Origin of the sequence: Aquimarina sediminis (assembly GCF_002895435.1) — a bacterium.
GTDB classification, from domain to species: domain Bacteria; phylum Bacteroidota; class Bacteroidia; order Flavobacteriales; family Flavobacteriaceae; genus Aquimarina; species Aquimarina sediminis.
On sequence record NZ_POYJ01000010.1, the window covers coordinates 158771 to 185226 of the forward strand.

Annotated in this window: 25 protein-coding genes; 15 read left to right on the forward strand and 10 right to left on the reverse strand. The window is 34.1% G+C overall.

Annotated elements, in window-relative coordinates:
* Window positions 1-4: 4 nt before the first annotated feature.
* The 5 genes from C1X07_RS19050 to C1X07_RS19070 all read left to right on the forward strand — a co-directional run bounded on the left by C1X07_RS19050 (window position 5) and on the right by C1X07_RS19070 (window position 3540).
* The gene (locus C1X07_RS19050; RefSeq protein ID WP_103071630.1) at window positions 5-1105 is read left to right on the forward strand and encodes a type 1 glutamine amidotransferase domain-containing protein; all 1101 of its coding nucleotides are present in this window, start codon (window positions 5-7) and stop codon (window positions 1103-1105) included.
* Window positions 1106-1331: 226 nt separating this feature from the next.
* Entirely contained in the window at window positions 1332-1889 is a 558-nt protein-coding gene (locus C1X07_RS19055; protein WP_128755325.1) for a hypothetical protein, read from the forward strand.
* Window positions 1890-2308: 419 nt separating this feature from the next.
* Entirely contained in the window at window positions 2309-2848 is a 540-nt protein-coding gene (locus tag C1X07_RS19060; protein ID WP_103071632.1) for an RNA polymerase sigma factor, read from the forward strand.
* A gap of 6 nt (window positions 2849-2854) precedes the next feature.
* On the forward strand, window positions 2855-3292 hold the full coding sequence (locus C1X07_RS19065; RefSeq protein WP_128755326.1) for a hypothetical protein: 438 nt from the start codon (window positions 2855-2857) through the stop codon (window positions 3290-3292).
* Between the two features lie 29 nt (window positions 3293-3321).
* Window positions 3322-3540: a hypothetical protein gene (locus C1X07_RS19070; RefSeq protein ID WP_103071634.1), complete on the forward strand. Its 219-nt coding sequence runs from the start codon at window positions 3322-3324 to the stop codon at window positions 3538-3540.
* A gap of 53 nt (window positions 3541-3593) precedes the next feature.
* Here the strand turns inward: C1X07_RS19070 and C1X07_RS19075 are convergent, their stop codons facing one another.
* Window positions 3594-5909, reverse strand: coding sequence for a type IA DNA topoisomerase (locus C1X07_RS19075; protein ID WP_103071635.1), 2316 nt, complete (start codon window positions 5907-5909; stop codon window positions 3594-3596).
* Between the two features lie 140 nt (window positions 5910-6049).
* Here C1X07_RS19075 and C1X07_RS19080 point away from each other — a divergent pair, with 140 nt between their 5' ends.
* The 6 genes from C1X07_RS19080 (at window position 6050) to C1X07_RS19105 (ending at window position 12508) form a co-directional block, all read left to right on the forward strand.
* Window positions 6050-7090, forward strand: coding sequence for a phytanoyl-CoA dioxygenase (locus C1X07_RS19080; protein ID WP_241507290.1), 1041 nt, complete (start codon window positions 6050-6052; stop codon window positions 7088-7090).
* A 70-nt stretch (window positions 7091-7160) separates the two neighbouring features.
* A complete protein-coding gene (locus C1X07_RS19085; protein WP_103071636.1) occupies window positions 7161-8138 on the forward strand; it encodes a D-cysteine desulfhydrase family protein in 978 nt (325 codons plus the stop codon).
* Window positions 8139-8216: 78 nt separating this feature from the next.
* Window positions 8217-8657: a hypothetical protein gene (locus tag C1X07_RS19090; RefSeq protein ID WP_103071637.1), complete on the forward strand. Its 441-nt coding sequence runs from the start codon at window positions 8217-8219 to the stop codon at window positions 8655-8657.
* Window positions 8658-8848: 191 nt separating this feature from the next.
* Window positions 8849-9178 carry a hypothetical protein gene (locus C1X07_RS19095; protein WP_128755327.1) on the forward strand — a complete coding sequence of 110 codons (330 nt, stop codon included), beginning with the start codon at window positions 8849-8851 and terminating at the stop codon, window positions 9176-9178.
* A gap of 400 nt (window positions 9179-9578) precedes the next feature.
* Window positions 9579-10424 carry a hypothetical protein gene (locus C1X07_RS19100; protein ID WP_103071639.1) on the forward strand — a complete coding sequence of 282 codons (846 nt, stop codon included), beginning with the start codon at window positions 9579-9581 and terminating at the stop codon, window positions 10422-10424.
* 74 nt (window positions 10425-10498) lie between these two features.
* The gene (locus C1X07_RS19105) at window positions 10499-12508 is read left to right on the forward strand and encodes a TonB-dependent receptor plug domain-containing protein (protein ID WP_103071640.1); all 2010 of its coding nucleotides are present in this window, start codon (window positions 10499-10501) and stop codon (window positions 12506-12508) included.
* 372 nt (window positions 12509-12880) lie between these two features.
* On the opposite strand, the gene C1X07_RS19115 is transcribed toward C1X07_RS19105, so the two are convergent.
* The 3 genes from C1X07_RS19115 to nadA are packed head-to-tail and all read right to left on the reverse strand — an operon-like array spanning window position 12881 to window position 16017.
* Window positions 12881-13486, reverse strand: coding sequence for a thioredoxin family protein (locus C1X07_RS19115; RefSeq protein WP_103071642.1), 606 nt, complete (start codon window positions 13484-13486; stop codon window positions 12881-12883).
* An 18-nt stretch (window positions 13487-13504) separates the two neighbouring features.
* Window positions 13505-15082: an L-aspartate oxidase gene (gene nadB, locus C1X07_RS19120; RefSeq protein WP_164914203.1), complete on the reverse strand. Its 1578-nt coding sequence runs from the start codon at window positions 15080-15082 to the stop codon at window positions 13505-13507.
* A gap of 8 nt (window positions 15083-15090) precedes the next feature.
* A complete protein-coding gene (gene nadA / locus C1X07_RS19125; RefSeq protein WP_103071644.1) occupies window positions 15091-16017 on the reverse strand; it encodes a quinolinate synthase NadA in 927 nt (308 codons plus the stop codon).
* Window positions 16018-16194: 177 nt separating this feature from the next.
* Here nadA and C1X07_RS19130 point away from each other — a divergent pair, with 177 nt between their 5' ends.
* The 4 genes from C1X07_RS19130 to C1X07_RS19145 all read left to right on the forward strand — a co-directional run bounded on the left by C1X07_RS19130 (window position 16195) and on the right by C1X07_RS19145 (window position 20382).
* Window positions 16195-16647 carry an RrF2 family transcriptional regulator gene (locus C1X07_RS19130; RefSeq protein ID WP_103071645.1) on the forward strand — a complete coding sequence of 151 codons (453 nt, stop codon included), beginning with the start codon at window positions 16195-16197 and terminating at the stop codon, window positions 16645-16647.
* A gap of 143 nt (window positions 16648-16790) precedes the next feature.
* Window positions 16791-18857 (forward strand): acetate--CoA ligase family protein, encoded by a 2067-nt coding sequence (locus C1X07_RS19135; protein ID WP_103071646.1) that lies wholly within the window; start codon window positions 16791-16793, stop codon window positions 18855-18857.
* 46 nt (window positions 18858-18903) lie between these two features.
* Window positions 18904-20148, forward strand: coding sequence for a peptidase U32 family protein (locus tag C1X07_RS19140; RefSeq protein ID WP_103071647.1), 1245 nt, complete (start codon window positions 18904-18906; stop codon window positions 20146-20148).
* Between the two features lie 3 nt (window positions 20149-20151).
* Window positions 20152-20382 (forward strand): ferredoxin, encoded by a 231-nt coding sequence (locus C1X07_RS19145; protein WP_103071648.1) that lies wholly within the window; start codon window positions 20152-20154, stop codon window positions 20380-20382.
* A 52-nt stretch (window positions 20383-20434) separates the two neighbouring features.
* Here the strand turns inward: C1X07_RS19145 and C1X07_RS19150 are convergent, their stop codons facing one another.
* The 6 genes from C1X07_RS19150 to C1X07_RS19175 form a co-directional block, all read right to left on the reverse strand.
* A complete protein-coding gene (locus C1X07_RS19150; protein ID WP_103071649.1) occupies window positions 20435-20668 on the reverse strand; it encodes a cytochrome C oxidase subunit IV family protein in 234 nt (77 codons plus the stop codon).
* Window positions 20669-20710: 42 nt separating this feature from the next.
* The gene (locus C1X07_RS19155) at window positions 20711-21286 is read right to left on the reverse strand and encodes a cytochrome c oxidase subunit 3 (RefSeq protein WP_103071650.1); all 576 of its coding nucleotides are present in this window, start codon (window positions 21284-21286) and stop codon (window positions 20711-20713) included.
* A gap of 23 nt (window positions 21287-21309) precedes the next feature.
* The gene (locus C1X07_RS19160; protein ID WP_103071651.1) at window positions 21310-22284 is read right to left on the reverse strand and encodes a DUF438 domain-containing protein; all 975 of its coding nucleotides are present in this window, start codon (window positions 22282-22284) and stop codon (window positions 21310-21312) included.
* A gap of 1 nt (window position 22285) precedes the next feature.
* A complete protein-coding gene (locus C1X07_RS19165) occupies window positions 22286-24058 on the reverse strand; it encodes a nitric oxide reductase activation protein NorD (protein ID WP_103071652.1) in 1773 nt (590 codons plus the stop codon).
* A 13-nt stretch (window positions 24059-24071) separates the two neighbouring features.
* Entirely contained in the window at window positions 24072-24923 is an 852-nt protein-coding gene (locus C1X07_RS19170) for a CbbQ/NirQ/NorQ/GpvN family protein (protein WP_103071653.1), read from the reverse strand.
* Between the two features lie 187 nt (window positions 24924-25110).
* Window positions 25111-26451: a cbb3-type cytochrome c oxidase subunit I gene (locus C1X07_RS19175; protein ID WP_103071654.1), complete on the reverse strand. Its 1341-nt coding sequence runs from the start codon at window positions 26449-26451 to the stop codon at window positions 25111-25113.
* Between the last annotated feature and the right edge of the window lie 5 nt (window positions 26452-26456).

Consider the following 26456-nt stretch of genomic DNA (forward strand, 5'->3'; position numbering starts at 1 on the left):
TGTTATGTTTAAAAAAAGACCTATCCTTAAGTGGTTCCTCATTATTTTTATTGGATTGATAGTTTCACTCTTTTCTTTTGGTTACTGGTTTATGAGCCTTCTCCCCAAAGAAAACAACAAAGCTAGTTTAAAATCTACCCTAGTAGAAAATCTGCCCTATCTATCTAAAGACAGTATTGCTCCTCGTGGAAAAATTCTGGCTGTAGTGACAAGTGTAGATGTTATGGGTAATAGTGAAAAAAGTACCGGGTATGAATTGACAGAGCTGTCACGGGCCTACTACGTGTTTAAAGCTAATGGTTTTGAGGTAGATATTGCAAGCCCGCAAGGAGGTAAGCCACCAGTTGTGATCGATGGAGATGATATGGGAGCTTATGACTATGCTTTTTTAAATGATACCATCGCACAATACAAGACTAGCAACACTATTCATATAAATGATGTTGTTGCTAGTGATTATCAAGCAGTTTTCTTTGCTGGAGGTAAGGGAGCGATGTTTGATTTTCCGCAAAACAAAGCAATCCAATCTATTGTTAGTGAGTATTATCAATCCGGCAAAGTCGTTGGAGCAGTTTGTCATGGTCCCGCGGCATTGGTAAATGTAACCCTTGATAATGGCTCTTCTCTTCTAAAGAACAAAATGGTTAGTAGTTTTACAAATGATGAAGAGCTACTTTTAATTCCCGATGCAGAATCAATATTCCCTTTTCTTTTACAAGACAAATTAATCTCTCAAGGCGCACGTTTTAACGAAGGAGAGATGTACCTGGAGAAAATTAGCCATGATGGTAATCTGGTTACAGGTCAAAACCCATGGTCTACATGGATATTGGCAGAAACGATGATCAAACAACTTGGATATACACCAAAAAAACGAAAAATAACCGCAGAAGAGAATGCAGTAAAAATACTGGCAGTTTATAGAGATCAAGGATCTCGAGAGGCAAAAGCAATGATAAAAAAAATGGTGTCGCAACAAAAGTCTATAGACAGAATAGTCATAGCCTCTCATAGTATTGTAGCCATCATGCAAAAAGATATTGGAACATTTTTTGACTTGGTTGGTTTAGTTTCTTTTATTAAAAACAAAACCACAAATGATTAACAACCAAATCTTTAAACACCCAAAAGAACACTGATTCATACCGTAAGAGTTGTAAAAATCAGTGTTTTTTTATACCCAAAAACTAATAACAACTATCAACTTGTTATCAAGCTATTTTTTTTTAAGTTTATAAAGGCGTAAAATGAAAAATTGTATAACCCATTGACCCATTTGTATTTACCTAATTCTAATATTCATATGTGGTCGTAGTTTCAATTTAAAACAAATGAAAAAGAAAAGGAAATTTTGGACTAATGAGAAGCTATTAAGCATTTCTGCTTTATTCGTTAGTTTGGTTACTCTAATCGTTTTTATCTATCAAACAAATTTGATACGGCAACAGCAACATATGTCTGTATATCCTCATTTAATACTAACAAATTATCGTTCAGGTTCTATAAATTATCAATATGTTTTAAAAAATGAAGGAATAGGTCCCGCATTTGTCAAATCTGTTATTGTTAAAGATGTGGCTGGTAAATCATACCATAGTATTAGTCACTATGTAGACTCAAAATTACAGTTAAAAGATTCTATTTCTTATTACTATTCTGATATATACCAGGGTCGTGTAATACCGGCTAATGAAGAAATTGTTTTATTTGAACTTTTTGACAAAAAAGAAACAACACTACAAGGCATTCCTAAAAACACCATAATGGGAGCAAAAAAACTTCGCCATGTTCTAAACAATGATAGTTTAAAAATAACCATAGAATATGAATCTGTTTATGGTGCGCGCTGGTCTATTTCTAAACATTCTCAAACTCCTGTAAAGAAGTAAATTGATAATTTGCTTTTAATATACATTCGATGATTTTCTCTTACCGATGATCCATCGAGATACCTTATGATTAAAACTCACTAACACTTACCTGAGGTACTCCCCTGCTTAATCCCCAAAATAGCATTAAACTGTTTCACTTCACGCTTATGAAATTGAGAGAACTTGTGTAATAAAGAAATAAATCTATTGTTTGGCTTTTTCATAATTCTAAAATTTAAGTTATACCTTATTAGTATCTCTAAACATTAAAAAATCACATTTCTTGTACGTTTTTTTTCAAATCAAACAAATGCAAGCTTTATTCTAACCCTAAAAAACTAAGCTATCTTTATATTTTTAAAAATAAAACATAAAAAATGCAATAGATTTAAAAAGTATCGTCTTTTTAAACAAAGACCAGTTATAAAAGGTTTTAAATGAATTCGGAATCAGAAAACAGTAAAAAACTTAAGGATTTTTTTGGTAAAGAATATCAATCACTAAAGATGTATGTAAATACCAAAGTGAGAGATACTGCCAGTAGAAATGCAGAAGATATCATTCAGGATGTTGCCTTAAAACTGTTTGCTGGAGCTGATAGATATGCACCTATTAATAACGTAGCTGGTTTTGTATACAGATCTATTAAAAACAAGATCATTGATGTAATGCGCACTACAAAACAAACTGAATCATTAGAAATGAGCAGTGAATATTTGGGTTTGGCAGAAATGTTACACCAGGCATCAGATTGTAACACATCAGAAAAAATGATCCCTGTTTTAAAGAATTGTATTCAGCAATTAAAACCATGGTATAGAGATATTATCGTCGCCGTAGATTTTGAAGGATACACCTATAAAGAAATTTCTAAAGAAACCGGAATTCCAGAAGGAACACTAATGTCGAGAAGACATCGAGCAATAGGAATATTGTATAAAAAACTAGAATCAGAACTTATAAAACATAAAAGTTAACACATCATGAAAAATTTTTTCACCCATAAAATGAGGAAAAAGTCTCCAATAGAGATTGTAGGAATGATCATTTTTGGCGCTATTGCCATTACCGGATTAGCCATTTTGTTTGGTTATGTTATTATGTGGTTATGGAACTGGTTAATGCCCGAAATTTTTGGACTCACTACTCTTACTTATTGGCAAGCTGTTGGTCTGTTTATCCTACTTAAAATCCTAATAGGCGGATGCGGCGGTGGTGGTAGCAAAAAGTCATCTAAAAGCTCGGACAATACATGCAAAAATGATTCTAAAAGTGATTTTTCGAAATGGAAACATTACGATAAATTCTGGAAAGAAGAAGGTGATGAACTATACACGAAGTATCTGGAACGATTACAATCTGATCAAAACCAAACAAATAAGTCAGAAATAGAATCAGAACCCGAATCAGAATCAGAGTAACCTTATATTATTTTATAAAATATTTCACTATGGAACTTCTACTATTTCGAACAGATATCAAATCAAAGAAAAAAGTGCGGCATGTAACACCTATACTTGATAGACATTCTGATATTCTAAAATGGTCAATCGATCTCGAAGATATCGATAATGTACTTAGAATAGAAGCTACCACTAACCTTACAGAAGATGAAATCGTTAGTTTAGTTCGTGTACATGGATTTTACATACAAACATTAACAGATTAAAAACCTGATCATTACAATTATGTTATCTAATTAGTGGTAAGAATCAATAAACTCTAATCTGTTTTTACGTACTCATTAATCAAAGAAAAAACTAATGAAGCGGTCAAAGGTTTTCCATTGGCTTTTTCTCTAATCATATCGAATGTATATCTAAAATCACATCCATTTTTATAGGCACTACACCCATAAGCTGTTTTCCCTTTTATAACTGTTCCTTTGTTGCAAACAGGGCAAGGCATAGGATTAGGAACCTGATCCTCAGAAAGAACAGTTTTGCCTTTCTTTTCTTCAAGAAGCAATTGAAACTGATCATCAAAACGAATCAACCCTTCTTTATTTCCATCGGCAGTTTTAAAACCTTTTAAATTTACCGTACATCCTTTTTGTAATAAACGTATGTACTGTTTTTCAGATATTTTTTTTCCTTCAAAAGAAAAAGGAAGTACAAAATCACATCCATCTTTGTAGCTACTGCATCCATATGCCGATTTTCCTTGCAAGAGTGTTCCTTTTTTACATTTAGGGCAGGATTGACCATGAACTGTGGTCGTTTTCTTCTTTACTTTTTTAGCAACTGGTTCTTTAGTGGCTGTTGTATGAGAAATATTAGCTCTTATTTTTTCGGTTCGCACTTCATAGACCAGATGATCTACCATTTTTTTCATGTTTTTGATAAAAGCACCGGCATGAAAATTTCCTTTTTCAATTTCTTTCAGTTGCTTTTCCCATAGTCCAGTGAGTTCTGCAGAGGTAAGTAGTTTATTTTGGATGGTGTCAATAAGTTGTACTCCTGTTGGCGTAGGTAGAATCTGCTTTTTATTTCGTTCTATATACTTCCGTTTAAAAAGCGTTTCTATAATATTAGCTCGTGTAGAGGGTCTACCAATACCATTTTCTTTCATTAATTCCCGCATTTCATCATCATCTACTTGTTTTCCTGCGGTTTCCATAGCACGTAATAAAGTAGCTTCTGTATATTGATTAGGCGGCTTGGTTTCTTTCTCTAAGAAAGAAGGTTCATGTGGTCCTTTTTCTCCTTTTTCAAAAGATGGTAAAATGCCCTTTTCTCTTTTCTCTTTTGCATTTGGGGTTTCAAAAACTACCCTCCATCCTTTTTCTAAGATTTCTTTCCCCGTAGTTTTAAACGTTACGGTATCTGCTTTACCAATAACAGTCGTATTGGCAACAGCACAATCATCATAAAACGATGCAATAAATCGTTTGGTAATAATATCATATACCTGTTGTTGATTGTATTGTAAGTTGATCTGAACACCTGTTGGAATGATAGCATGGTGATCTGTTACTTTTTTATCATTAAAGACTTTTGATGATTTTTTGATCTTCTCTCCCAGTATTGGTTCTGTCAGATTTTGGTAATTGGTTAATTTCTTTAGTATCCCAGGGACTTTGGGATAGATATCATTTGGTAAAAAGGTAGTATCTACTCTGGGGTAGGTAATTACTTTTTGTTCATATAGTTTTTGAGCTATTTTTAAAGTTTCATCGGCAGAGAATCCAAACTTGGTATTACAATATACCTGTAATCCTGTAAGGTCAAAAAGCTTGGGAGCATATTCTTTACCTTTTTTCTTAGTAATAGATTCAATCTCAAAATCACTTTCTTTAACCACCTTGGCAAAAGCCTCTCCTTCTTCTTTTTTTAAAAATCTCCCCTCTTCACAATTAAATAGTGTCTCTCTATATACCGTTTGTAACTCCCAATAAGGTTGCGGCTTAAAGTTTTTAATCTCCTTAAATCGATTGACCAACATTGCCAGAGTAGGTGTCTGTACTCTCCCAATAGACAATACCTGTTTATATCCTCCATGTTTAACAGTGTATAACCTTGTGGCATTCATCCCTAACAACCAATCACCGATTGCTCTCGAAAACCCTGCATAATATAGATTATCATACTGCTCAGCGGGTTGTAGTTTTTCAAAACCTTCTTTGATTGCTTCTGTAGTCAATGACGAAATCCATAGGCGTTGTACTTCTCCCTGATAGTCCGCCTGATCAATAACCCATCGTTGTATCAGCTCTCCTTCTTGACCGGCATCCCCACAATTAATAACAACTGTTGCCTTATCAAATAGTTTTTTTACAATATCAAACTGCTTTTTGATACCCGAATCATCGACAACCTTGGTTTTGAACTTATCGGGTAACATAGGGAGATTATTAAGATCCCAGCTTTTCCAATGGGGTTTGTAATCATTAGGTTCAAATAGCGTACAGAGGTGTCCAAAAGTATATGTCACGGCATACCCATTACCTTCATAATACCCATCACATCGGGTATTGGCTCCTAATACAGAAGCAATTTCTCGGGCAACACTTGGCTTTTCGGCAATACATACTTTCATAGCTAAATGCAAAAATAGTTAAAATATAACAAGACCGTAATTCTAATAAAAACAACTTAAATTTATATCCCAGAAACGCATGTTTATAAAGAAAGGGTATATGGTAAGTAACATCTTTACTTCTACTAATTGATTAAAACATGATAAGGTTAACTTTTATGAATGTAACCAGAAATAAAAAAATGATTGAAGAAGAAATAATTGCTGATATCAAAAAATTAACTACTTCATTATTAGAGAATTCATCTGATCAAACCGAGGTTGAAAAAATTATAAATCAAATCCATGTTCATTTTCAGGAGATCACAAAAATTACCGGATATGACGTTAACATTGAGTATCTGGCTGCTGTCCCTACTGCAAAAGGAAAAGCACTGGGGTTAAACCATGCAGCACAATGCCTGTTAGACTATAAAAGAACTGTACAATTTTTAAAAGCAATTCTTCAAGCTATCAAAGAAAAGCAAAATGCACATCCCAATGAATTGATTAATATCTTTTACGCAGGATGCGGTCCATATGCTCCCTTTATAACTTTGGTTGCTTATTTTTTTGACCCAAAAGAAGTACGATTTTCAGTACTAGAGGTTAATAAAAATTCTCTTGAATCTGCCAAAAAACTAATTCGTGCACTTAGATTAACTGATTATGTCGATAATTTTTACTTAGCCGATGCCGTAACATTTGAAGTTCCCGAACCAGATACTTTTGACATCCTGATTAGTGAAACCTTGGATGCAGTACTGTATCGAGAATGCTATGTTCCTATTCTATTTAATTTGCTTCCTCAGCTTAATAACAACATTACACTCATTCCTGAAAATGTGCTTATCAATCTAAAGCTATTACCTAAAACCAGTACTAATCAGGATTATTTTGAAGGCGATGCTGGTACTATTCTAAATGTACGCAAAGAAGTGTCCTCATACACAGGAGATCCTGACGAACTATCACAGTTGCCAGAAAAGGTAGTAGATCTAAAATCAATGAATATTGATCATTACAAAAGTATCTTAATAGAAACACAAGTACATATTTATAACGATATTTGGCTATATAGAAATGAGTCCTCTTTAACGCTACCTATTGAAGTAGCTTTAGAGCAACCTTTTCTAAATAGTTCTGTTGTTTTTACCTACCATTTAGAACCCGAAATAGAACTTAAATGTAGGTTTCAATAGTCAATAAATTCATTCACCTATAGGTAACAGATAATACTATTAGTTTTAAACATTCGACATAAAAATAAAAATGATTGATAATAAATATGAGTTAGGTTTTTTTCCCACTCCCCTACAAGAATTAAAAAAGTTGTCAAAGACATATTCTGATTATAATCTTTTTATCAAAAGGGATGATAATACAGGACTAGCTTCTGGCGGAAATAAAACCCGTAAATTAGAATATCTAATTAAACAAGCTATTGATGCGGGCTGCGATACCATCATTACTGCCGGAGCACAACAATCAAATCACTGTAGACAAACTGCTGCTGCTTGTGCAATTGCTGGATTAGAGTGCCATTTGTTATTAGGAGGAAAAGAACCAAAAACATATGATGGTAACCTGCTTCTTTCATCTACTCTCGGAGCTACAATTCATTTTACGGGAGATAATAGAAAGGGTGAAGACATACAGAATGTCAAAAAAACACTAGAAAATCAAAATAAAACTTGCTATGTAATCCCATATGGGGGATCTAATCTAATAGGTGCTTTAGGTTTTGTAAATGCGGTTAAAGAGTTAAAAGAACAACTAATAGCACAACAATTAGAGATAGATTACATTTTTTTTGCATCAAGTTCGGGAGGCATGCAGGCAGGACTTACTCTAGGCAAAGAGTTGTATCAATTAAGTGCTACCCTTGTTCCGATTAGTATTGACAAAGATGAAACAAATGGGCTATCGCTAGAAGAAGTCGTTTTAAACATTGTCACAGAAGGTACAGACGTATTAAACATCAAAAGAGAATTTGAGCTTTCAGATATTTCTCTAAATAGAGCCTATGACAAAGATGGCTACGGAGTGGTAACCGAAAATGAAATAAATGCTATTAATTCGCTAGCCAGAAATGAAGGAATATTACTTGATCCGGTGTATACAGGAAGGGCTTTTTATGGTATGTTGGATTCTTTAGATCGAGAAAAAATACCCTTAGGCTCAAATGTGCTTTTTTGGCATACCGGAGGGTTACCAGCTATTTTTAAATATGCTGATGAGTTAAGGTAAGCTATATAGTTTAAAATAACTTTTGGTAACATTTTGTTTGGGTAAGACATATATTAATACCATTGATGTTTAAAAACTATGAGTAAGATTTTTTGTAAACCGTATTTGCTTTTTTGGATTTCAATACCAATCATACTATTGGTCATTTTTTTCTCCGGCGATAGTACATTAGATATTAATATTCATGATACGTATTTTGTAATCGAACATGCTTACATTTCATATCTGGTATCTATCACTCTTGGTTTAATTGGACTTGGATACTGGATTATGATAAAATTAAACCGTAAACTTTCAAAAACATTAATTGCAATTCATGAATTATTAACTCTAGGAGGTTTTTTGGCCATTTGGATTTCAAATATGATCTTTAAAAGAGTTCCTTTATTTGATTCGATTGGAACTGAAAATTTGGTTTTAACAATTTTCGCCTTACTAATTATAATAGGACAGGTTTTCTATCTTTTAAATCTAATTATGGGGTTATTCAAAAAGGAAAAAAGAAGTAACTGTTTATAACATTTACCTCATATATCTAAATGTTTTTCTAACAGTCTTTTTTATCATTAAAAAACTTCCAAACATCCTTAGTTTAATGACAATTATCATAAAAAAAACTATGCCTATCCAGTACTTTTGATACTGTGATTACACCTATTATACATAAACTAATTGCTACGATATTAGCTACCATTGTATTAACCTACAATATGAATACAGCTATTATCATTGTTGATTTTATGATCAATCAAGATACTATAGCAAAAACCTTATGTGTACAAAAGGAAGCCCCAAAAGGTTGTAACGGCAAATGCCAACTGAGAAAAAGTCTGAGAAAAAATCAGCCCGAAAAAAACAACAAAGCACCATTGCAATATCAGAAAAGAATGGCGTCAGAATATTGCTATCTACAACCCAATCTAAGTGTTTATTTAACAACAGAGCCTATACAAATCTCTTTAAACATTATAGATAACGCATCTTATTCAACCATTACAAAATACTACGATATCGATATCCCTCCTCCTATTGTTGGGTAATACGAATTAGATATTAGCACACCTCTTATCCTGTTTTTAGTTGAGCAGGAAAGAGTAACTATTGACTATATCCAAATTCTTTTTAGACATAAAACCAATAATAGTAAGGTAAGAATTTTTGATGTTAGCCCCGTCTGGTCGAAGATCAAGAGAGTCAATCAGATCTCGGTTTTCAATAACACTTCGACAAATGTTCCCTGAACTTTTGTTGAAGTGTTCCATGTGACTCAGAAATAATTCTTTTATCCTAACCATATTAAATAATCAAACTTTTTTCTGGTAATACCAGAAAAACAACACCTATACACATGAAACGAGCCATAACGAGATTTTTTTTACAGACAAATGAATACTTATTTGGTGAGTTCCATGTGACATCTAAAACAATAATTATAAACACATGAAACTAAAATATATAGTACCCGTTTTATTACTCGCTTTATTTACCTCTTGCTCTTCAGACGATGACAATGATATTCCTCCTGTAAACGAAGTAGAAGACCTTATCAAAGTAAAAGACATAACCAATGATACCCATACTATAGAATTATATACTAAAAGTGGAAAATTTTATACCGGACACAACGATATAAGTATCAGAATCATGGATAATTCTGATAAAAAGTATGTAGAATCAGCGACTATTAGCTGGAATCCTATGATGCAAATGGAAACCATGAGTCACTCCTGTCCAAAATCAGAAGTATCAAAGGTTACCGGCAAAAATACCGTCTACAATGGTACCATTGTTTACCAAATGACAGGAATGAACGGTTCGGGTTGGTCACTAAAACTAACATACACCATAGACAATCAAGAATATGAAGCCGAAGATACTATCACCGTATTACAAAGTGACAAACAAAATGTTACCACAGTAACAGGAAGTGATGACACAAGGTATATCCTGGCATTAATAGAACCGTCGACACCAAAAATTGCTGTCAATGATATTACAGTTGGGCTATATAAAATGGAAAATATGATGATGTTTCCCGTTGTAGAAAATTACACTATAGCACTGGATCCTCGTATGCCATCAATGGACAATCATAGTTCTCCTAATAATCAAGACTTAGCATATGATAGTACTCAACAGATGTATAACGGTAAGTTGTCACTAACGATGTCTGGATATTGGGTATTAAACCTCAAACTTATTGATGATAAAGATACAGTACTAAAAGGAGAAGACATTACAGACAGCCACACTCAAAGTAGCTTATATCTGGAAATAGAATTCTAACTAATCCATCTTTGAGGTCGAATTATTTGAATCTTAGTCAAAGGTTCGACCTCATCCTCTTATTTACTACAATAATGAAAAAGTTAACCCTATTATATCTGAGTTTACTTGTTGGTGTAATTACACATGCTCAAGATCACTCCATTCATCAAAAAGAAACCGATACACTAGTAACACACCTTGATGAGATCACTGTAGTTGGAAGGCGCAAACTTAGCAACTACCGACAAGAAAAAACACTCTCCAGTATCGATGAGTATTTAGAAAAATCCAATCGGGTAACTATGATCAAAAGAGGAAACTATGCCTGGGAGCCTACCTTAAACAATATGGCTTCTGATCGCTTATCAGTAACCATTGACGGAATGCAAATTTTTGGAGCATGTACAGACAAAATGGATCCCATAACCTCTTATGTAGATGTATCGAATCTAGAAAAAGTAACCATCGCCTCGGGTCAGGAAGGAACAGAAAACGCCAATGCTATTGGAGGCGGAATAGATTTAAAATTACCAGAGTCAAAATATTACAACACTGGTTTAAAAAGTAGTGTTGATCTGGGATACGAAACTAATGGAAACTATAAAACCACAGGAGCAGATCTCGTATACTCCGGAAATAGATTATATATCAGTGGCGATGGAATTTACCGAAAATCTGACAACTATGATGCCGGAGGCAATCAGGAAATTAACTATTCGCAGTTCAAAAAGTATAATATATCCCTTCAGGCTGGATACAAATTATCTGATCATGACAATATCGATGCTACCTTTATATATGATAAAGCAACCGATATCGGTTATCCTGCCTTACCTATGGATGTATCCCTTGCCAAAGCTACCATAGGTGCTATTGCCTACACACATCGCAGTGAATCTACATTCGTAAAAAACTGGGAAACAAAACTCTATTTCAATACCATTACTCATATTATGGATGACTCCAAACGTCCCGATGTACCCATACGAATGGATATGCCTGGCTGGAGTGATACATATGGATTGTACTCTAAGATTAAAGCAAAAACCCAAAAACATCAACTTAGCTTTAATCTTAATGCGCATTACAATCGCTCCCTGGCCGAAATGACCATGTACCCCAATGATCCCAACGAAAATATCATGTTTATGTATACCTGGCCGGATATCAGAACATACTATACCAGCATATATGCCAAAGATCAATTCTATATCAGCACCAAAGAAAAACTAAGTTTTACTGCTCGTCTTGGATATCAAACTAACAAAATCAAAAAAGAAACAGGGCTAGAAAGCTTGCAGATTTTTTATCCCCAAATTAGTGATTCCAAAAGTAGAATACTAACCAGTTTTTCTGCAAACTATACCCTAAAACATAAAAAAACTGATTTCTCGGTAGGATTAGGCTATGGAGAAAGAGCTCCCTCGGTAAGCGAAGGCTACGGATTCTTTTTATTCAATAGTTTTGACAACTATGATTATATAGGAAATCCCACTCTAAAAAATGAAAAATCTGCAGAAGTAAACTTTAAAACTAATTACAACCATAAAAACTTCAAAATAGGAATAGAAGCTTCTTATTTTCATATTTATGACTATATCATTGGTCAAAACGATGATTCTTTATCCCCAATGACCATTGGAGCTAATGGAGTTCGTGTATATAACTCCCTACAATATGCATCTATATTCAATACTTTTTTAAATGCTTCATATACCTTAAACAAAACCTTATCTCTAAACACCTCTGTTGGATATCACTACGGCAAAGGAAGTGATCACAACAATTTACCCTTGATTAGTCCTATCTCTTATCTTGCAGAAGTCAATTATTCATTAAAAAGCTTTAATGCAGCACTGCAGGTAAACGGAAATACAAATCAGGGAAATCACAGTGTATTTTATGGAGAAGATCAAACAGCCGCATTTGCCATCCTTAATCTAAATCTGGGAAATACCTTCTTTATCAAAGACAATAAATTAATATTAAAGTACGGAATCGAAAATATCCTGGACACTCACTATTCTACCTATGCCGATTGGAACAATATCCCAAGGCAAGGAAGAAACTTTTATATCAACACCTCATATGTGATACAATAAATAATAGGAATACTATTTCTAACTTGCATTTATCTCGTAAGGATAGAGCTCAATCCAACACGGAAGGTGTCACAGACAACACGGAAGACAATCTTCTCTATACGGAAGATGATTTATCCAACACGGAAGATGTCACAGACAACACGGAAGACAATTTTCCCTATACGGAAGATGATTTATCCAACACGGAAGGTCTCACAGACAACACGGAAGACAATTTTTCCTATGCGGAAGATGATTTATCCAACACGGAAGGTCTCACAGACAACACGGAAGACAATTTTCCCTATACGGAAGATGATTTATCCAACACGGAAGGTGTCACAGACAACATTATAACTATCTACTAACTGATCCTCTATCACACTTATATTATGCTAAAGGAGCAGTTATCATCAACTCTGATACATCTTTTATAATTGATTTTCCTTTATCCTTATTATACCAAATCTGAAGGTTTTTCTTAAAGACCTCATCAATTTTTCCGTGTTCATTTTTATACGCTGTTACCAATGCTGTAGCAGATTTTGACCGTGAACCCCAAGTATGTAAAACGTTATTATCCTGATCTACAATAATAAGTTTTGGTATAGACTGGGTTCCATTAGTTAAAAACTGATTCATCAGTTCGATGTTCTCATCTCTAAGCACTATTTTTAAATCTATAAAAGATGTTGTTTCTGCTATTTTGTTTAAAACAGGAATGGTTTGCGCCCCATCTCCACACCAACTTTCTATTATAATTAACCATGTCTGCTTTTCTTGTATTTTTTTAAAAACATTACGATCCTCTTCTGTTAATACAATAGTTTTATCCAATCTCTTCATTCTGCGAGCATTCAACCTCGTAAAATCTATTCGTGTTTCTGATTGTTCTTTTCCGGTGGTTTGTTCTTTGGCAACCAGTTTTTCGATAAGCTTGCCATATTCATGGTATGTAATTCCCTTATCAATACTGTCTTTTATCAGTGTATCCATTTTATACTTTTTTTAGTGTTATGTATATATTGAAGTCGTATCAACCTGGTTATCTATATTATAATATCCTCCCCGGTTTTCTTTTCTCTCAAGAGATTGATGAATAATTAAATGTGCTACATTGATCATGTTTCTCAATTCGCATAATGCAGTATTCACTTTTGATGTTCTATACAATTCATCTACCTCGTTATAAACAAGGTTCAAATGTTCAATTGCCTTGTTTAACCTACTATTGCTACGAACAATACCTACATAATCCCGCATCAAAGCTTGCAGTTGTTTTAGGTTATGCTGTATCAAAATATGTTCTTTGGGAATACTTGTTCCTTTATCATTCCATTCTGGAATAGTTACCTGAATTGATGGTAACTGATGTTCGGTGTGATAAGTATAAATATTATGCGCATATACCAATGCTTCTAATAAAGAGTTTGATGCTAATCTATTGGCTCCATGCAATCCTGTTCTGGAACATTCACCACAGGCAAATAGGTTTTTAACAGAAGTTCTTCCATGGGTATCTACTACTATCCCCCCACATAAATAATGCGATGCTGGCACAACAGGAATCCAATCTTTTTCTATATCTATATGATAAGTCAGACACTTCTGATAAATATTTGGAAAATGTGATTTGAATTTTTCGATATCCAAATGCGTACAATCCAGAAAAACATGTGTGTTTCCAGATTTTTTGAGCTCACAGTCTATGCTTTGTGATACAATATCTCTCGAGGCAAGTTCTGCCCTATCATCATAATCCAGCATAAATCTACGCCCTTCCTTATTTCTTAGATACCCACCAAAACCTCTAACGGCTTCAGAGATCAAAAATGAAGATCCTTCTTCTGCATCATACAAAGCTGTAGGATGAAATTGGATAAACTCCATATCCCTTATTTTAGCCTTTGCCCTATATGCCATGGCAACTCCATCTCCTGTAGCAATAACTGGATTGGTAGTATGCCCGTATACATAACCTATACCTCCTGAAGCCAATAGTGTATTGTCTGCTTTTATAGTTTTGATATGCCCAGAGTTTTGATCTAGTACATAAGCTCCAAAACAGGTAATGCTATCAGGATTAGTAAGCTGTAAATGATGTTCTGTAATTAAATCTATGGCAAAGTGATGCGTTAAAATAGTGATATTGGGTAATTGATGCGCACGATGTAGCAGTGCTCTTTCTACTTCATACCCTGTTATATCTTTATGATGAACCACCCGATATTCTGAATGCCCTCCTTCTTTACCCAAATCTAGTTTACCCTGATCATTACTATCAAAATTAGCGCCCCAGTCTATTAATTCTTTTAATCGTTGGGGACCTTCTTTAATAACAAGCGACACTACTTCTTCATCGCATAATCCATCACCTGCCAATAAAGTATCATCAATATGTTTTTGAAAGGAATCTTCCTTGCCATCTAATACTACCGCTACTCCCCCTTGTGCATATTTTGTATTCGATTCATCTTCATTCGCCTTGGTCACTATTGTGACTGTTCTATCTGCAAATTGTTCTGCTATTTTTACGGCAAACGTCAATCCAGCCACACCAGAACCTATAACCAAATAATTTGTATCCATCATAGGGTATATTAATTGGATAGTTCCAGCATGCGCTGAATAGGGATTAAAGCTTTTTCTCTAATATCAGAATCAACATCAATCTGAGGGCTCTCATTCTTCAGGCAATCATATAGTTTCTGCAAGGTGTTCACTTTCATATAGCCGCATTCGCTACATGCGCAGGTGTTATCTTCTTCTGCAGGAGCAGGAATGAGGGTTGTATCCGGTACCTCTTGCTGCATTTTGTGCAAGATCCCTGCCTCTGTAGCGACAATAAATTTTTTCTCAGGATGCGTCTTAACATAATTTATCATGCCCGAAGTAGAACCAATATAGGTCGCCGTTTTTAAGATGTGTTCTTCTGATTCGGGATGAGCGATAATTACAGCATCAGGATATTCATTATGTAGTGCTAATAGCTTATCTATACAAAATGCTTCATGAACTACACAGCTACCATCCCACAATAACATTTCTCTACCGGTTTCTTTCATAATATATTTTCCCAGATTTTTATCCGGTGCAAAAATTATCGGCTTGTCTTTGGGTATAGACTCCACAATTTTTAGTGCATTTGATGATGTGCATACAATATCTGTCATTGCCTTAATCTCTGCACTACAATTTACATAGGTAATTACCTTATGGTTTGGATGTTTCTCTACAAATGCTTCGAATAAATCAGGAGGGCAAGAATCTGCAAGTGAACACCCCGCGTTCAAATCAGGAAGCACTACTGTCTTTTTAGGATTTAATATTTTTGCGGTTTCTGCCATAAAATGCACTCCTGCAAAAACAATAATATCTGCATCTGTTTCTGCTGCTTTTTGAGACAACCCCAAACTATCTCCCACATAATCTGCAATTTCTTGTATCTCTGGTGTTTGATAATAATGAGCCAAAATCACTGCATTTTTTTCTTCTTTAAGCTTTTTAATTTTTTCTTTTAAACTCACCTCGATCTTGTATTTTTTTTCTTACAAACATATACGAATCAAGAGGTAATAAATATGACTTAAGTCATAATTCAGAGAATTAAAACTTCCTGACTATAAGGTTTCACCATAGAATACCGCTTTAATTAAGGACAAAAACATCTTTTTATTATATTTGGTATTTATAAAAGATATTTTATGTTATCCAACGCTTGCAAGTATGCAATCCGATCTCTACTTTATTTGGCAATACATAGTGATGAGTCAAAAAAAATAGGGGCAAAAAAAATTGCCGAAGAGTTAGAAACTCCTCAACCTTTTTTAGCCAAATTATTGCGACAACTTGCTACTGCCAAACTTGTTTCTTCTACCAAAGGACCTAATGGTGGTTTTTATCTAAATGCAAAAAACAGAAAAAAATCAGTTTGGGATGTTATAAAAAGTATAGATGGCACAGATAAATTTGATCAATGTTTCTTAGGGTTATCCAAATGTGATGATAAAAACCCATGTCCTGTACATGCTACTGTTTCTCCTTTTAAGCAAAAGTTGCTAAAAGATTTTAGAGATAAAACTATTGATAACCTTGTAGATAAGATTAAAGAAAATGGAACAGTCATTTCTTTAAAAGATTTTGACACACTTGACTAATAATATCTTCTCTACCTACCCTCTTTTATAAAACAATACGAGTTTATCCTTTTCACTTGTAGGTTTCCTACATAACTATGACTTATATCATTAAATAAGTAATAGTCCTACTCTATTTTTACCCCCATTATAAAAATAACAGGATGATAAACGAGCAATTAACAGATCCTAAAAGCATCGTTATTATAGGAGGTTCGAATACAATTAGAAAACCAGGAGGGAAAATTGTAAAAAACTGTATTGATGGAGGATATAAGGGCGAGCTAAGAATTGTTAATCCCAAAGAACAACAAGTACAGGGCATTACTTCCTACTCTAATGTTATTGATATTCCTGATACCGATCTGGCTATACTTGCTATTCCTGCAAAATATTGCCTAGAGACCGTTACAGTTTTAGCAAAAGAAAAAAACACTAAAGCATTTATCATTATATCTGCGGGTTTTAGCGAAACTGATGAAACCGGCGCTTCTATTGAAAAAGAAATTGTTGCCGTTATCAACAGTGTTAATGGTTGTTTAATCGGTCCAAATTGTATTGGAGTACTCAATAAAAATTATAAAGGTGTGTTTACTACGCCTATCCCCCAATTCGGTTCAGAAGGATGTGACTTAATCTCTGGATCGGGGGCTACAGCCGTATTTATTATGGAAGCAGGAATGTTGTTAGGAGTACAATTTGCTAATGTATACTCTGTAGGTAATGGAGCACAAACAGGGGTAGAAGATGTATTAGAATATATGGATCTTCATCATAACCCAGAGACAGATGCTTCTATAAAATTATTGTATCTCGAAACTATTAAAGACCCTCAAAAACTACTTAAACATGCTTCTTCATTAATTAGTAAAGGAGTAAAAATAGCAGCTATCAAAGCAGGAAGTACTGCCGAAGGAAGTAGAGCAGCTTCATCCCATACAGGTGCCATCGCCAGTTCTGATATGACTGTAAGAGCACTTTTTAAGAAAGCTGGAATCGTATACTGCAGTAGCAGAGAAGAATTGCTAAGCGTAGCTTCAATTTTTAAATATAAAAAACTTAAAGGAAAAAATATTGCAATCATTACCCATGCTGGTGGATCTGCTGTAATGCTTACTGATGTACTTTCTAAAGGTGGGTTACAAATCCCTGCTATTGATGGTGAAGATGCCAAAAAACTAGAAAGTTATTTACACCCAGGATCATCAGTGAGTAATCCTATTGACTTTCTGGCCACAGGAACAGCTGAGCAACTAGGAATAATCATCGATTATTGCGAGCATAAATTTGATTTTATAGATGCAATGGTTGTTGTTTTTGGAAGTCCTGGCTTGTTTGACGTAGAAAATGTATATGATGTACTAAGTGTAAAATTAGACGTATGTTCTAAACCTATATTTCCTGTTCTTCCTTCTGTAATTAATGCTCGTAAAGAAATAGAAACGTTTTTATCCAAAGGAAATATTAATTTCCCGGATGAAGTGGTTCTTGGCAAAGCTTTATCTCAGGTATACAAAACCTCATCACCTTCATCAAACCATATAGAGTTACCTAAAATAAACACTAAAAAAATACGATCTATAATTGACCGAGCTAACAATGGCTACTTAACACCAGAAGATACTACACAAATCATTGACGCTTCAGGAATTCCCCGATCCAAAGAAATCATTGAAAATTCAAAAGAAAATCTTCTTTCCAAAATAAAGCAAATTCCATTCCCTCTAGTAATGAAAGTAGTAGGTCCCTTACACAAATCTGATGCACAAGGGGTTATTCTTAATGTGAATACCATAGAAGAAGTTACTACGAATTTTGATTCTCTAATGCGTATTAACGATGCTACGGCAGTTATGGTACAACCCATGTTATCAGGTTTAGAACTTTTTGTTGGAGTAAAAAAAGAACCTGGGTTTAATCATACTATTTTGTGTGGATTAGGTGGAATTTTTATTGAAATCCTAAATGATGTAGCTGCTGGATTAAGTCCCATATCCGAAGTAGAAGCAAAAAAAATGATCACCTCTTTGAGAGGGTATCAATTATTACAAGGCAGTAGAGGAAAAGATGGAATCAATGAATTTCAATTTATAGAAATTATTCAACGATTATCTGCATTAGTAGAAGCAGCTCCAGAAATTGTAGAAATGGATATCAATCCATTAATCGGAACAAAAAACGAAATTACTGCTGTAGATGTACGCATCGCAATAGAAAAAACACAAGCATAGATATACATTATCACCTTATTATCATAAAACTTTCAAGCATACTGTTATGACAACATCAGGAAAAATCGAATTAATGGCTCCTGCAGGTAACTTTGAATCCTTGCAAGCAGCAATAGACAATGGCGCTGATTCTATATATTTTGGGGTAGAGCAATTAAATATGCGTGCTAGAGCTAGCATCAATTTTACTATTGATGATTTAGCCGAAATTACACGACGATGTGCAGAAAAAAATATTCGTACCTATCTCACTCTCAATACAATTATCTACGACCATGATCTATCCATCATAAAAACATTACTTAACGCTGCGAAAGAAGCAAATATTACTGCAGTCATTGCTATGGATCAGGCGGTTATAGCATATGCCAGACAAATTGATATAGAGATTCATATCTCTACCCAAATTAATATCACCAATATAGAAACGGTTCGTTTTTATGCCATGTTTGCTGATACAATGGTGATGAGTAGAGAACTTAGCTTACGCCAGGTAAAAAAGATAACTGAGCAAATCGAAAAAGATCAAATCAAAGGACCTTCGGGCAATTTGGTAGAGGTTGAAATTTTTGGTCACGGTGCCTTATGTATGGCCGTGTCAGGAAAATGTTATTTAAGCCTTCATTCACATAATTCATCGGCAAACAGGGGTGCCTGCAAACAAAATTGCAGAAAAAAATACACTGTGATCGATCAGGATTCTGGTTTTGAGATAGAAGTAGACAATGAATATCTGATGTCTCCAAAAGATCTATGCACACTAGATTTCTTAGATCAGGTAATTGATACCGGTGTCAAAGTATTAAAAATCGAAGGTCGTGGTAGAGCCCCAGAATATGTAGCTACAGTAATCAAAACCTATAGAGAAGCGATTGATGCCTACTATGAAGAAACCTATACTAAAGAAAAGGTTCTTGATTGGATGGATCAACTAAAAAAAGTATACAATCGTGGTTTTTGGAGTGGGTATTATTTAGGTCAAAAATTAGGTGAATGGAGCGACGTTGATGGTTCTAAAGCTACTCAAAAGAAAGTTTATATCGGAAAAGGGCAGCACTATTTCCCTAAAAACAAAATTGGGGAATTTAAAATTGAAGCCTATGATTTATCTGTTGGAGACACACTATTGATCACAGGTCCAACAACTGGTACAAAAGAATTTGTACTTACTGAAATGTTTGTAAACGATGAGCCTCTAGATAAAGCTCAAAAAGGTGATTCCTGTACCATACCTCTGGATTTTAGAATTCGATTATCAGACAAACTTTATAAAATTGTAAAGAATCAATAATACATGGTAGTAGTAACATTACAACGCAATAAATGTATAGGATGCAATTATTGTGTCGAATTGGCTCCAGAGCAGTTTCAGATGTCTAAAAAAGATGGAAAAACAGTCTTATTACATGGGATCGAAAAGAAAGGTTTTTTTACCATCAAATCATCAGACAATACTATTTTTGATGCTTGTGAACAGGCTACAAAAGCGTGCCCTGTTAACATTATCACTACCAAAATGATCTAGCTCCAGTCGGGTCTTAATTATAACTTCTTCTATAAACACCTCTCAATTCTGATTAGATTATCAATACTACAATTACCAAAACAGACAGGTAACAAAATATAGCCGACTTCCAAAATATGTGTGCTTTTTTTAAATCCATAAAATAAAACGACACACCAATAAATTTTAATACAGATAATAACAGAATTACAAAAGGAATACCATTATCTTCCACCCCAGAGATTAATCCTGAAATAATAGTTAGGACTATTAAAAGTATATAGGTAATAATTATATGATTTTTCATTTGCTGTGTTTTTTTAGAGCTATGGGTTCTCAATTCATGATGTCAAAAAAATAAATAAATAATAGGAAAAATTAATAACCATATCAAATCACACATATGCCAAAACGCAGCACTTGATTCTACATCTTCAATGCTTGTTTTGTCTTTTACTAATCCAAAATATACAGAGCCTAATATTACTAATCCAACAATAATATGTATGACATGAAATAGGGTAAGAAGCCAGTAAAATGTAAAAAACAGGTTGTAATTAATAGTTTGCCCTATATCAATTTTTACTTTGTACTCAATGGTTTTTACAATTAAAAACAATACCCCAAATAACATTGTAGCTAATATTAAGATTTTTGATTTTTGTTTATTACTTTTTTTTAAATAATAAACAGAAATAGCCATACAAAAACCACTCGTTAGTAAAATAATTGTATTAACAACTCCATAAACCGGGTTTAACAGCAACCTTGATTCATGAAAAAGCCCCGGTTCTTGCTTACCACAATTTATCATAGCTACTATACCCATTCCAAAAGTTATTAACTCTAAAAAAATGATAATCCACATAAGAATTCCTCCAGGAGGATAATATATGTTTTTGGTATCAATTTGTCGTACACTCATGTTTTTTTACTGTTTTCTTGACTTTAATCCCAATCTAACAATCGCTTTTGTCCTTCAAGCTTTCGAATATCTGTTATGTCTTGAGACATTTCTATAACACCTCTATATTTTTTATCATGATCACGTATAGCGAAATATCTAATATGAATTATTCTTCCTCTATAATTAAACCAAAACTCGGCAACATCCTTGGTTCCTGCTCTAAATTCATCTACAATACGTATTACCATATCCACACTTTTTGGTGGATGACAAAAACGTACTCCCCTACCAATTATACCTTTACTTCTGGGAAAAACACGATCATCTCCTCTATTGTAAAATATTACCTTATCATTTTCATCGACATAAGTAATATCAATAGGTAAGAATCGAAGTAAAAGATTTACCTGATCGGGTGTCATATACCCTTCATCATAATGAAAAGTATCTTGTAAAGAAAATGACAATTCTCGCTCTGTAAAATCTTCACTTGGATGAATGTACGTTTCTTCTTTAGGAGGATAAGGAGTTGGGGGCTCAGATAGCATCCATCCCATTTCTTCATCTCCCTCATAAAACTCTTTCCAGTCTTCTTCGGTTAGTATTTGCATGGCATTTGGAAACAGTCTCATATCCTCGATCATCAAAAGACGCTTTATCCCTTCAATTAAATACGGTAGGTTTTCTATGATTTTGGCAGTGTTTTTTTCAGAATTATGTGTATTTAACAACCGTATTTGATCTCTTAAGTTATCATGAAAAGACCACATTCCCCGACTTGGACCATTCCATCCATGTTTTTCTAAATATGGAAATAATTGATTCTCTTTTCTGGCAAATCGCTTTTCTATTGTAACTAATTGATTGAAGATGTTGTAATATTTTTGAAAATCCTCGGCAATCTCTGCGTCAGATAATTCAAATAGTATATCCTGAATCAGTTCACTCTCTTCATAATATACTTTTACAGGATGCCCTTCTGGTAGTTTCTCAACTACTGGTAAAAATGAATTCATTTTAGTTTTTATGTTTTATTTTTTCGTAGAGTTCTGCCAATGATTGCAGAAGCTCTATGGGCGTAGTAAGAATTTGATAATGATTTTGCCCAAACATTTGTGGTAAATAGTATTTTGCCTGTGCTTCTATAGCCAGTGCATATGAGTTTATATGCCTTTGATTTAGTTCTCGAAGTGCTTGCTTTACATCATTAATCCCATATTTACCTTCATATTTATCAAAATCATTAGGTTTCCCATCAGAAATAAGGATTACCCATTTATTTTTGGTATCTCTCTGGTCTAATAAAGTTCCAGAATGTCTAAGAGCTGCTCCAATACGAGTATACCCACATGGGGATACTGATCCAATTTTAAATTTGGCTTTACTCCAATCTTCATCAAATCCTTTTAATGTTATGTAGGTTGAATAGTTTCTGGTTTTAGAATAAAAACATTGTATAGAAAAATCAACATTGAATTCTTCTAAAATTTCTCCAAAAATAATAGACACTTGCTTTTCTACATCAATCACCTTATTTCCTGCTGCATATCCATCACTAGATAAACTTACATCTAATAGAATCAGAATAGATAAGTCTTTTTCCTTTTTTCGTTTAGTTAGATAGATTTTATCAGAAGGGGTATGCCCAGAGCGTACATCAGTATATAAATCAGTAATCATATCCAAATCAAACTCCTCTCCTTGTACCTGTCTACGTTGTTGTTGGTATTTATTGTTAACCGAAGCAAGCATTTTACGTAACCCCATTAAAGTAGAAGCATTTTTATTTAATGTTCTTTTGTAATATGCAACATCCGTTTCTAGCTGATTTTTGGGATACACCTTACAAAAATCAGGTTTGTATACTCGTTTGGAAAAATCCCACTCATCATACGTTATATGATACCCTGAGGTATCGGTTTCAACACTTTCTGAAATTGTGGAGTTTTCAATAAAATCGGCTTGATAAATAGAATGCGTAGGGTCATCTACCCTCACAGTATTTTTCATAGTAAGCTCATCCAATGCATTGCCATGTTCTTCTAATTCATCATCGCCATCAAAGTCACGCCATCCACTTTCGTATTCTTCGGCAGTTTCTACCTTTTCAAAATTATGAGTAAGCACATAATCTTCCTGAGCCTTTTTGTCTACTTCTAGATTTACCATTTCTTCTACGGCATTAGCTTTTAGAATGGTCTGTATTTCATCCTGAATTGCTTCTTGAGCTTTTTCTGAAAAGTTCTTTAATACCTTTTTTGATGGTATCGATATATCGTTACGCATCCACTTACCATAAATCAAGGTATAATCTACTTGTTTTTCTTTTGGTGTTATTTCTTCAAAGTGTGTTTTTAGTTTTTGATGTATTTTTTCTACAAAAGGGAATTGTTCCTGAGCATCGATCAAAATTTCATTAGCCATTTCTCTGGCTTTATTTTGAGCTTCTTCTATGGTGTATTCATCTGTAGGTACAAAATTAAACCCTAGTTTTTTTTGTACCGATAAGTATACGGTTCTAAACAAATAGAACGATACATTATCATCTATAGTGGTAAATTCTGAAAAGTTAGCAGGTAAAAAGAAGTTATTGTTTTTGTATCCTCCCTCGCGTTCTGCTTCAAAAATTTCTATAGCTTCGCCTGTTATAGCACGAGCCAAAATAGTAAGTCTAGGTTTTATATTGTCTAGTTTAACATCATGTTGATTCGTTTCCTCTGACTTCCTTTTTCTTCTTCTTTTAAGAAAATTAACGACTTTGCTATATAGATATTCATCAGGCTCAAACATAGGGAGGAGGTACTTATATCATTAAATCACATAAATCTGTCAATGCACTTGTTATTTCTTCATCATCGGTAAGAGGCTCTACTACAGCCACTTTAACCGAAAGACGTTTAGGCAATCCTGAGTGTATCAATTTTGCGGCATCGACCAATAATCGCGTAGAGACGGTTTCGGTCAATCCTAATTCGGTAAGATTCCTAATTTTATTCGCAATATTCACCAGTTTCTTTGCTAATTTTTCTTCGACCCCTGTTTCTTTCGAAATAATTTCTGATTCAACCTTAGAAGAAGGATATTGAAAGGATAAAGCTATAAATCGTTGTCTGGTTGATGGCTTTAACTCTTTAAATCCTTTTTGATAACCTGGGTTAAAAGAGGCTACCATCATAAAATCCTGATGTGCTTTTATGGTTTCTCCCAACTTATCAATAAACAACTCTCTCCTGTGATCTGTTAATGCATGAATTGCTACAATAACATCTGGTCGGGCTTCTGCCACCTCATCCAGATAAATTATTGCGCCTTCTTTTACCGCTTTGGTAAGAGGACCATCTATCCATATTGTCTCTGCTCCTTTAATAATATAGCGACCTATCAAATCTGTAGATGAAGTTTCTTCATGACAAGAAATTGTAATTAATTTTTTCCCTAATTGATGTGCTATATATTCTACAAATCGAGTTTTTCCAGTTCCTGTTGGACCTTTTAAGAGAATAGGAAGTTTATTATTGTATGCATGTTCAAAAACTTCTATTTCCTTTCCAATAGGCTTATAAAAAGGAGTATTAAGAATCGCTCCAATTGCATCTTTTGGGAGTTCTGTTTTTTTTCCATTCGCAGGAAAAGTATGCCCTAGTAAATCATCCATAATTTATTTTTTTAGTACTGAAAAAGGTCTAAAAAGTGAGTATCTGTGACAATTGAAATCCACCAAACTATTAACTATATCATTATCACTGTACTTTAATACTCCAACTACATTTCCTGAAGCAAAGACAAATGCAGGTACATATTAATTACTTTTTAGACCTTCATTAAACAAACCACTAGTAATCTTAATCTTCTATAATTTCCATAGCTTCGTCATTAGGGCGACCGTGTTTTATAAAATCAATTATGTAGAGTATAATCCCTGTTGCAAATAGGGCTGCACAAAGAATTAATACAACAAAATGTATACTGATTTCTTCTTGAACTGCCATAAATTCCATTTTAAACTTACGCTCCAGATATACTTGGGCAACTCCTGCAACTCCAAAAGCTACAGTCATCCCAACCATTCCTATATTTGATGTCCAAAATGAGGCTCTACCTCGAACGCTGTTGTATAATTTCCTCCCCGTTAAATTTGGTAAGGAATAGCTTATAATCGCAAATACAATCATTGCATACGCTCCCCAAAAAGCTAGGTGACCATGCATAGCGGTAACCAAAGTACCATGAGTATAAAGGTTTGTTTGAGGTAAAGTATGTGCAAAACCCAATAATCCAGCTCCTACAAAAGATACAATCGCAGACCCTATGGTCCAGAATAATGCTATTGTATTAGGATGTTTTTTCTCTCCTTTTCGGTACATGTTTACTGCAAATAGTGCCATTGCCAAAAATGCCAGAGGTTCTAATGCCGAAAATATTCCTCCTACGATTAACCATATTTTATTAACTCCTATATAATAATAATGATGCCCCGTACCTAATACTCCTGATAAGAATGTTAATCCAACTATTACATAAAGCCATTTTTCTATCACCTCTCTATCCACTCCTGTAAGCTTGATCAAAAGGAAAGACAGAATACCTCCCATAATCAACTCCCATACACCTTCTACCCATAAATGTACAACCCACCAGCGAAAGAATGAATCTGTTACTTGGCTATCAAACGGTAACATCCCTGGGAGATAGAGTAATGCCGCAAATAACAACCCCATAGAAAGTACTAATGATGTAGTCGTTCTTCGCTTTCCTTTGAAAAGTGTTACTAAAATTAACCCCAAAAACAGGAGCACATTGGCCACTACCAAAAAATCTAGTTGCCTTGGGATTTCTAAAAATTTACGCCCTTCCCACCAGTTAAAATGATATCCTATAATAGCCGTTACGCCTACTAGTGCAAGTGAAATTAGTTGTACATAGGCGAGCTTTACATTAACTAGTTCTCGCTGAGCTTCTTCTGGAATAATATAATATGCTGCTCCCATAAATCCTGATAATAACCAAACTACTAATAAATTAGTATGAACAGCTCTAGCTGTATTAAAAGGAATAAAATCATGTAATCCATCTAGACCAATACGAGCGAATCCCATAATAAATCCATAAACGATTTGTAAAATTAGAAGTAGCATAGAGAGGGCAAAAAACCAATAGGCTACTTTTTGTGATTTATATTTCATAATTA

Bases quoted from the DNA above. Each gene is read 5' to 3' on its own strand.
- C1X07_RS19050 (WP_103071630.1), top strand. From the start codon at position 5: ATGTTTAAAAAAAGACCTATCCTTAAGTGGTTCCTCATTATTTTTATT.
- C1X07_RS19080 (WP_241507290.1), top strand. From the start codon at position 6,050: ATGATAAGGTTAACTTTTATGAATGTAACCAGAAATAAAAAAATGATT.
- C1X07_RS19100 (WP_103071639.1), top strand. From the start codon at position 9,579: ATGAAACTAAAATATATAGTACCCGTTTTATTACTCGCTTTATTTACC.
- C1X07_RS19065 (WP_128755326.1), top strand. From the start codon at position 2,855: ATGAAAAATTTTTTCACCCATAAAATGAGGAAAAAGTCTCCAATAGAG.
- C1X07_RS19165 (WP_103071652.1), bottom strand. From the start codon at position 24,058: ATGTTTGAGCCTGATGAATATCTATATAGCAAAGTCGTTAATTTTCTT.
- C1X07_RS19115 (WP_103071642.1), bottom strand. From the start codon at position 13,486: ATGGATACACTGATAAAAGACAGTATTGATAAGGGAATTACATACCAT.
- C1X07_RS19140 (WP_103071647.1), top strand. From the start codon at position 18,904: ATGACAACATCAGGAAAAATCGAATTAATGGCTCCTGCAGGTAACTTT.
- C1X07_RS19070 (WP_103071634.1), top strand. From the start codon at position 3,322: ATGGAACTTCTACTATTTCGAACAGATATCAAATCAAAGAAAAAAGTG.
- C1X07_RS19060 (WP_103071632.1), top strand. From the start codon at position 2,309: ATGAATTCGGAATCAGAAAACAGTAAAAAACTTAAGGATTTTTTTGGT.
- C1X07_RS19090 (WP_103071637.1), top strand. From the start codon at position 8,217: ATGAGTAAGATTTTTTGTAAACCGTATTTGCTTTTTTGGATTTCAATA.
- C1X07_RS19085 (WP_103071636.1), top strand. From the start codon at position 7,161: ATGATTGATAATAAATATGAGTTAGGTTTTTTTCCCACTCCCCTACAA.
- C1X07_RS19055 (WP_128755325.1), top strand. From the start codon at position 1,332: ATGAAAAAGAAAAGGAAATTTTGGACTAATGAGAAGCTATTAAGCATT.
- C1X07_RS19135 (WP_103071646.1), top strand. From the start codon at position 16,791: ATGATAAACGAGCAATTAACAGATCCTAAAAGCATCGTTATTATAGGA.
- C1X07_RS19075 (WP_103071635.1), bottom strand. From the start codon at position 5,909: ATGAAAGTATGTATTGCCGAAAAGCCAAGTGTTGCCCGAGAAATTGCT.
- C1X07_RS19095 (WP_128755327.1), top strand. From the start codon at position 8,849: ATGAATACAGCTATTATCATTGTTGATTTTATGATCAATCAAGATACT.
- C1X07_RS19170 (WP_103071653.1), bottom strand. From the start codon at position 24,923: ATGGATGATTTACTAGGGCATACTTTTCCTGCGAATGGAAAAAAAACA.
- C1X07_RS19175 (WP_103071654.1), bottom strand. From the start codon at position 26,451: ATGAAATATAAATCACAAAAAGTAGCCTATTGGTTTTTTGCCCTCTCT.
- nadB (WP_164914203.1), bottom strand. From the start codon at position 15,082: ATGATGGATACAAATTATTTGGTTATAGGTTCTGGTGTGGCTGGATTG.
- C1X07_RS19155 (WP_103071650.1), bottom strand. From the start codon at position 21,286: ATGAGTGTACGACAAATTGATACCAAAAACATATATTATCCTCCTGGA.
- C1X07_RS19130 (WP_103071645.1), top strand. From the start codon at position 16,195: ATGTTATCCAACGCTTGCAAGTATGCAATCCGATCTCTACTTTATTTG.
- C1X07_RS19150 (WP_103071649.1), bottom strand. From the start codon at position 20,668: ATGAAAAATCATATAATTATTACCTATATACTTTTAATAGTCCTAACT.
- C1X07_RS19105 (WP_103071640.1), top strand. From the start codon at position 10,499: ATGAAAAAGTTAACCCTATTATATCTGAGTTTACTTGTTGGTGTAATT.
- C1X07_RS19145 (WP_103071648.1), top strand. From the start codon at position 20,152: ATGGTAGTAGTAACATTACAACGCAATAAATGTATAGGATGCAATTAT.
- C1X07_RS19160 (WP_103071651.1), bottom strand. From the start codon at position 22,284: ATGAATTCATTTTTACCAGTAGTTGAGAAACTACCAGAAGGGCATCCT.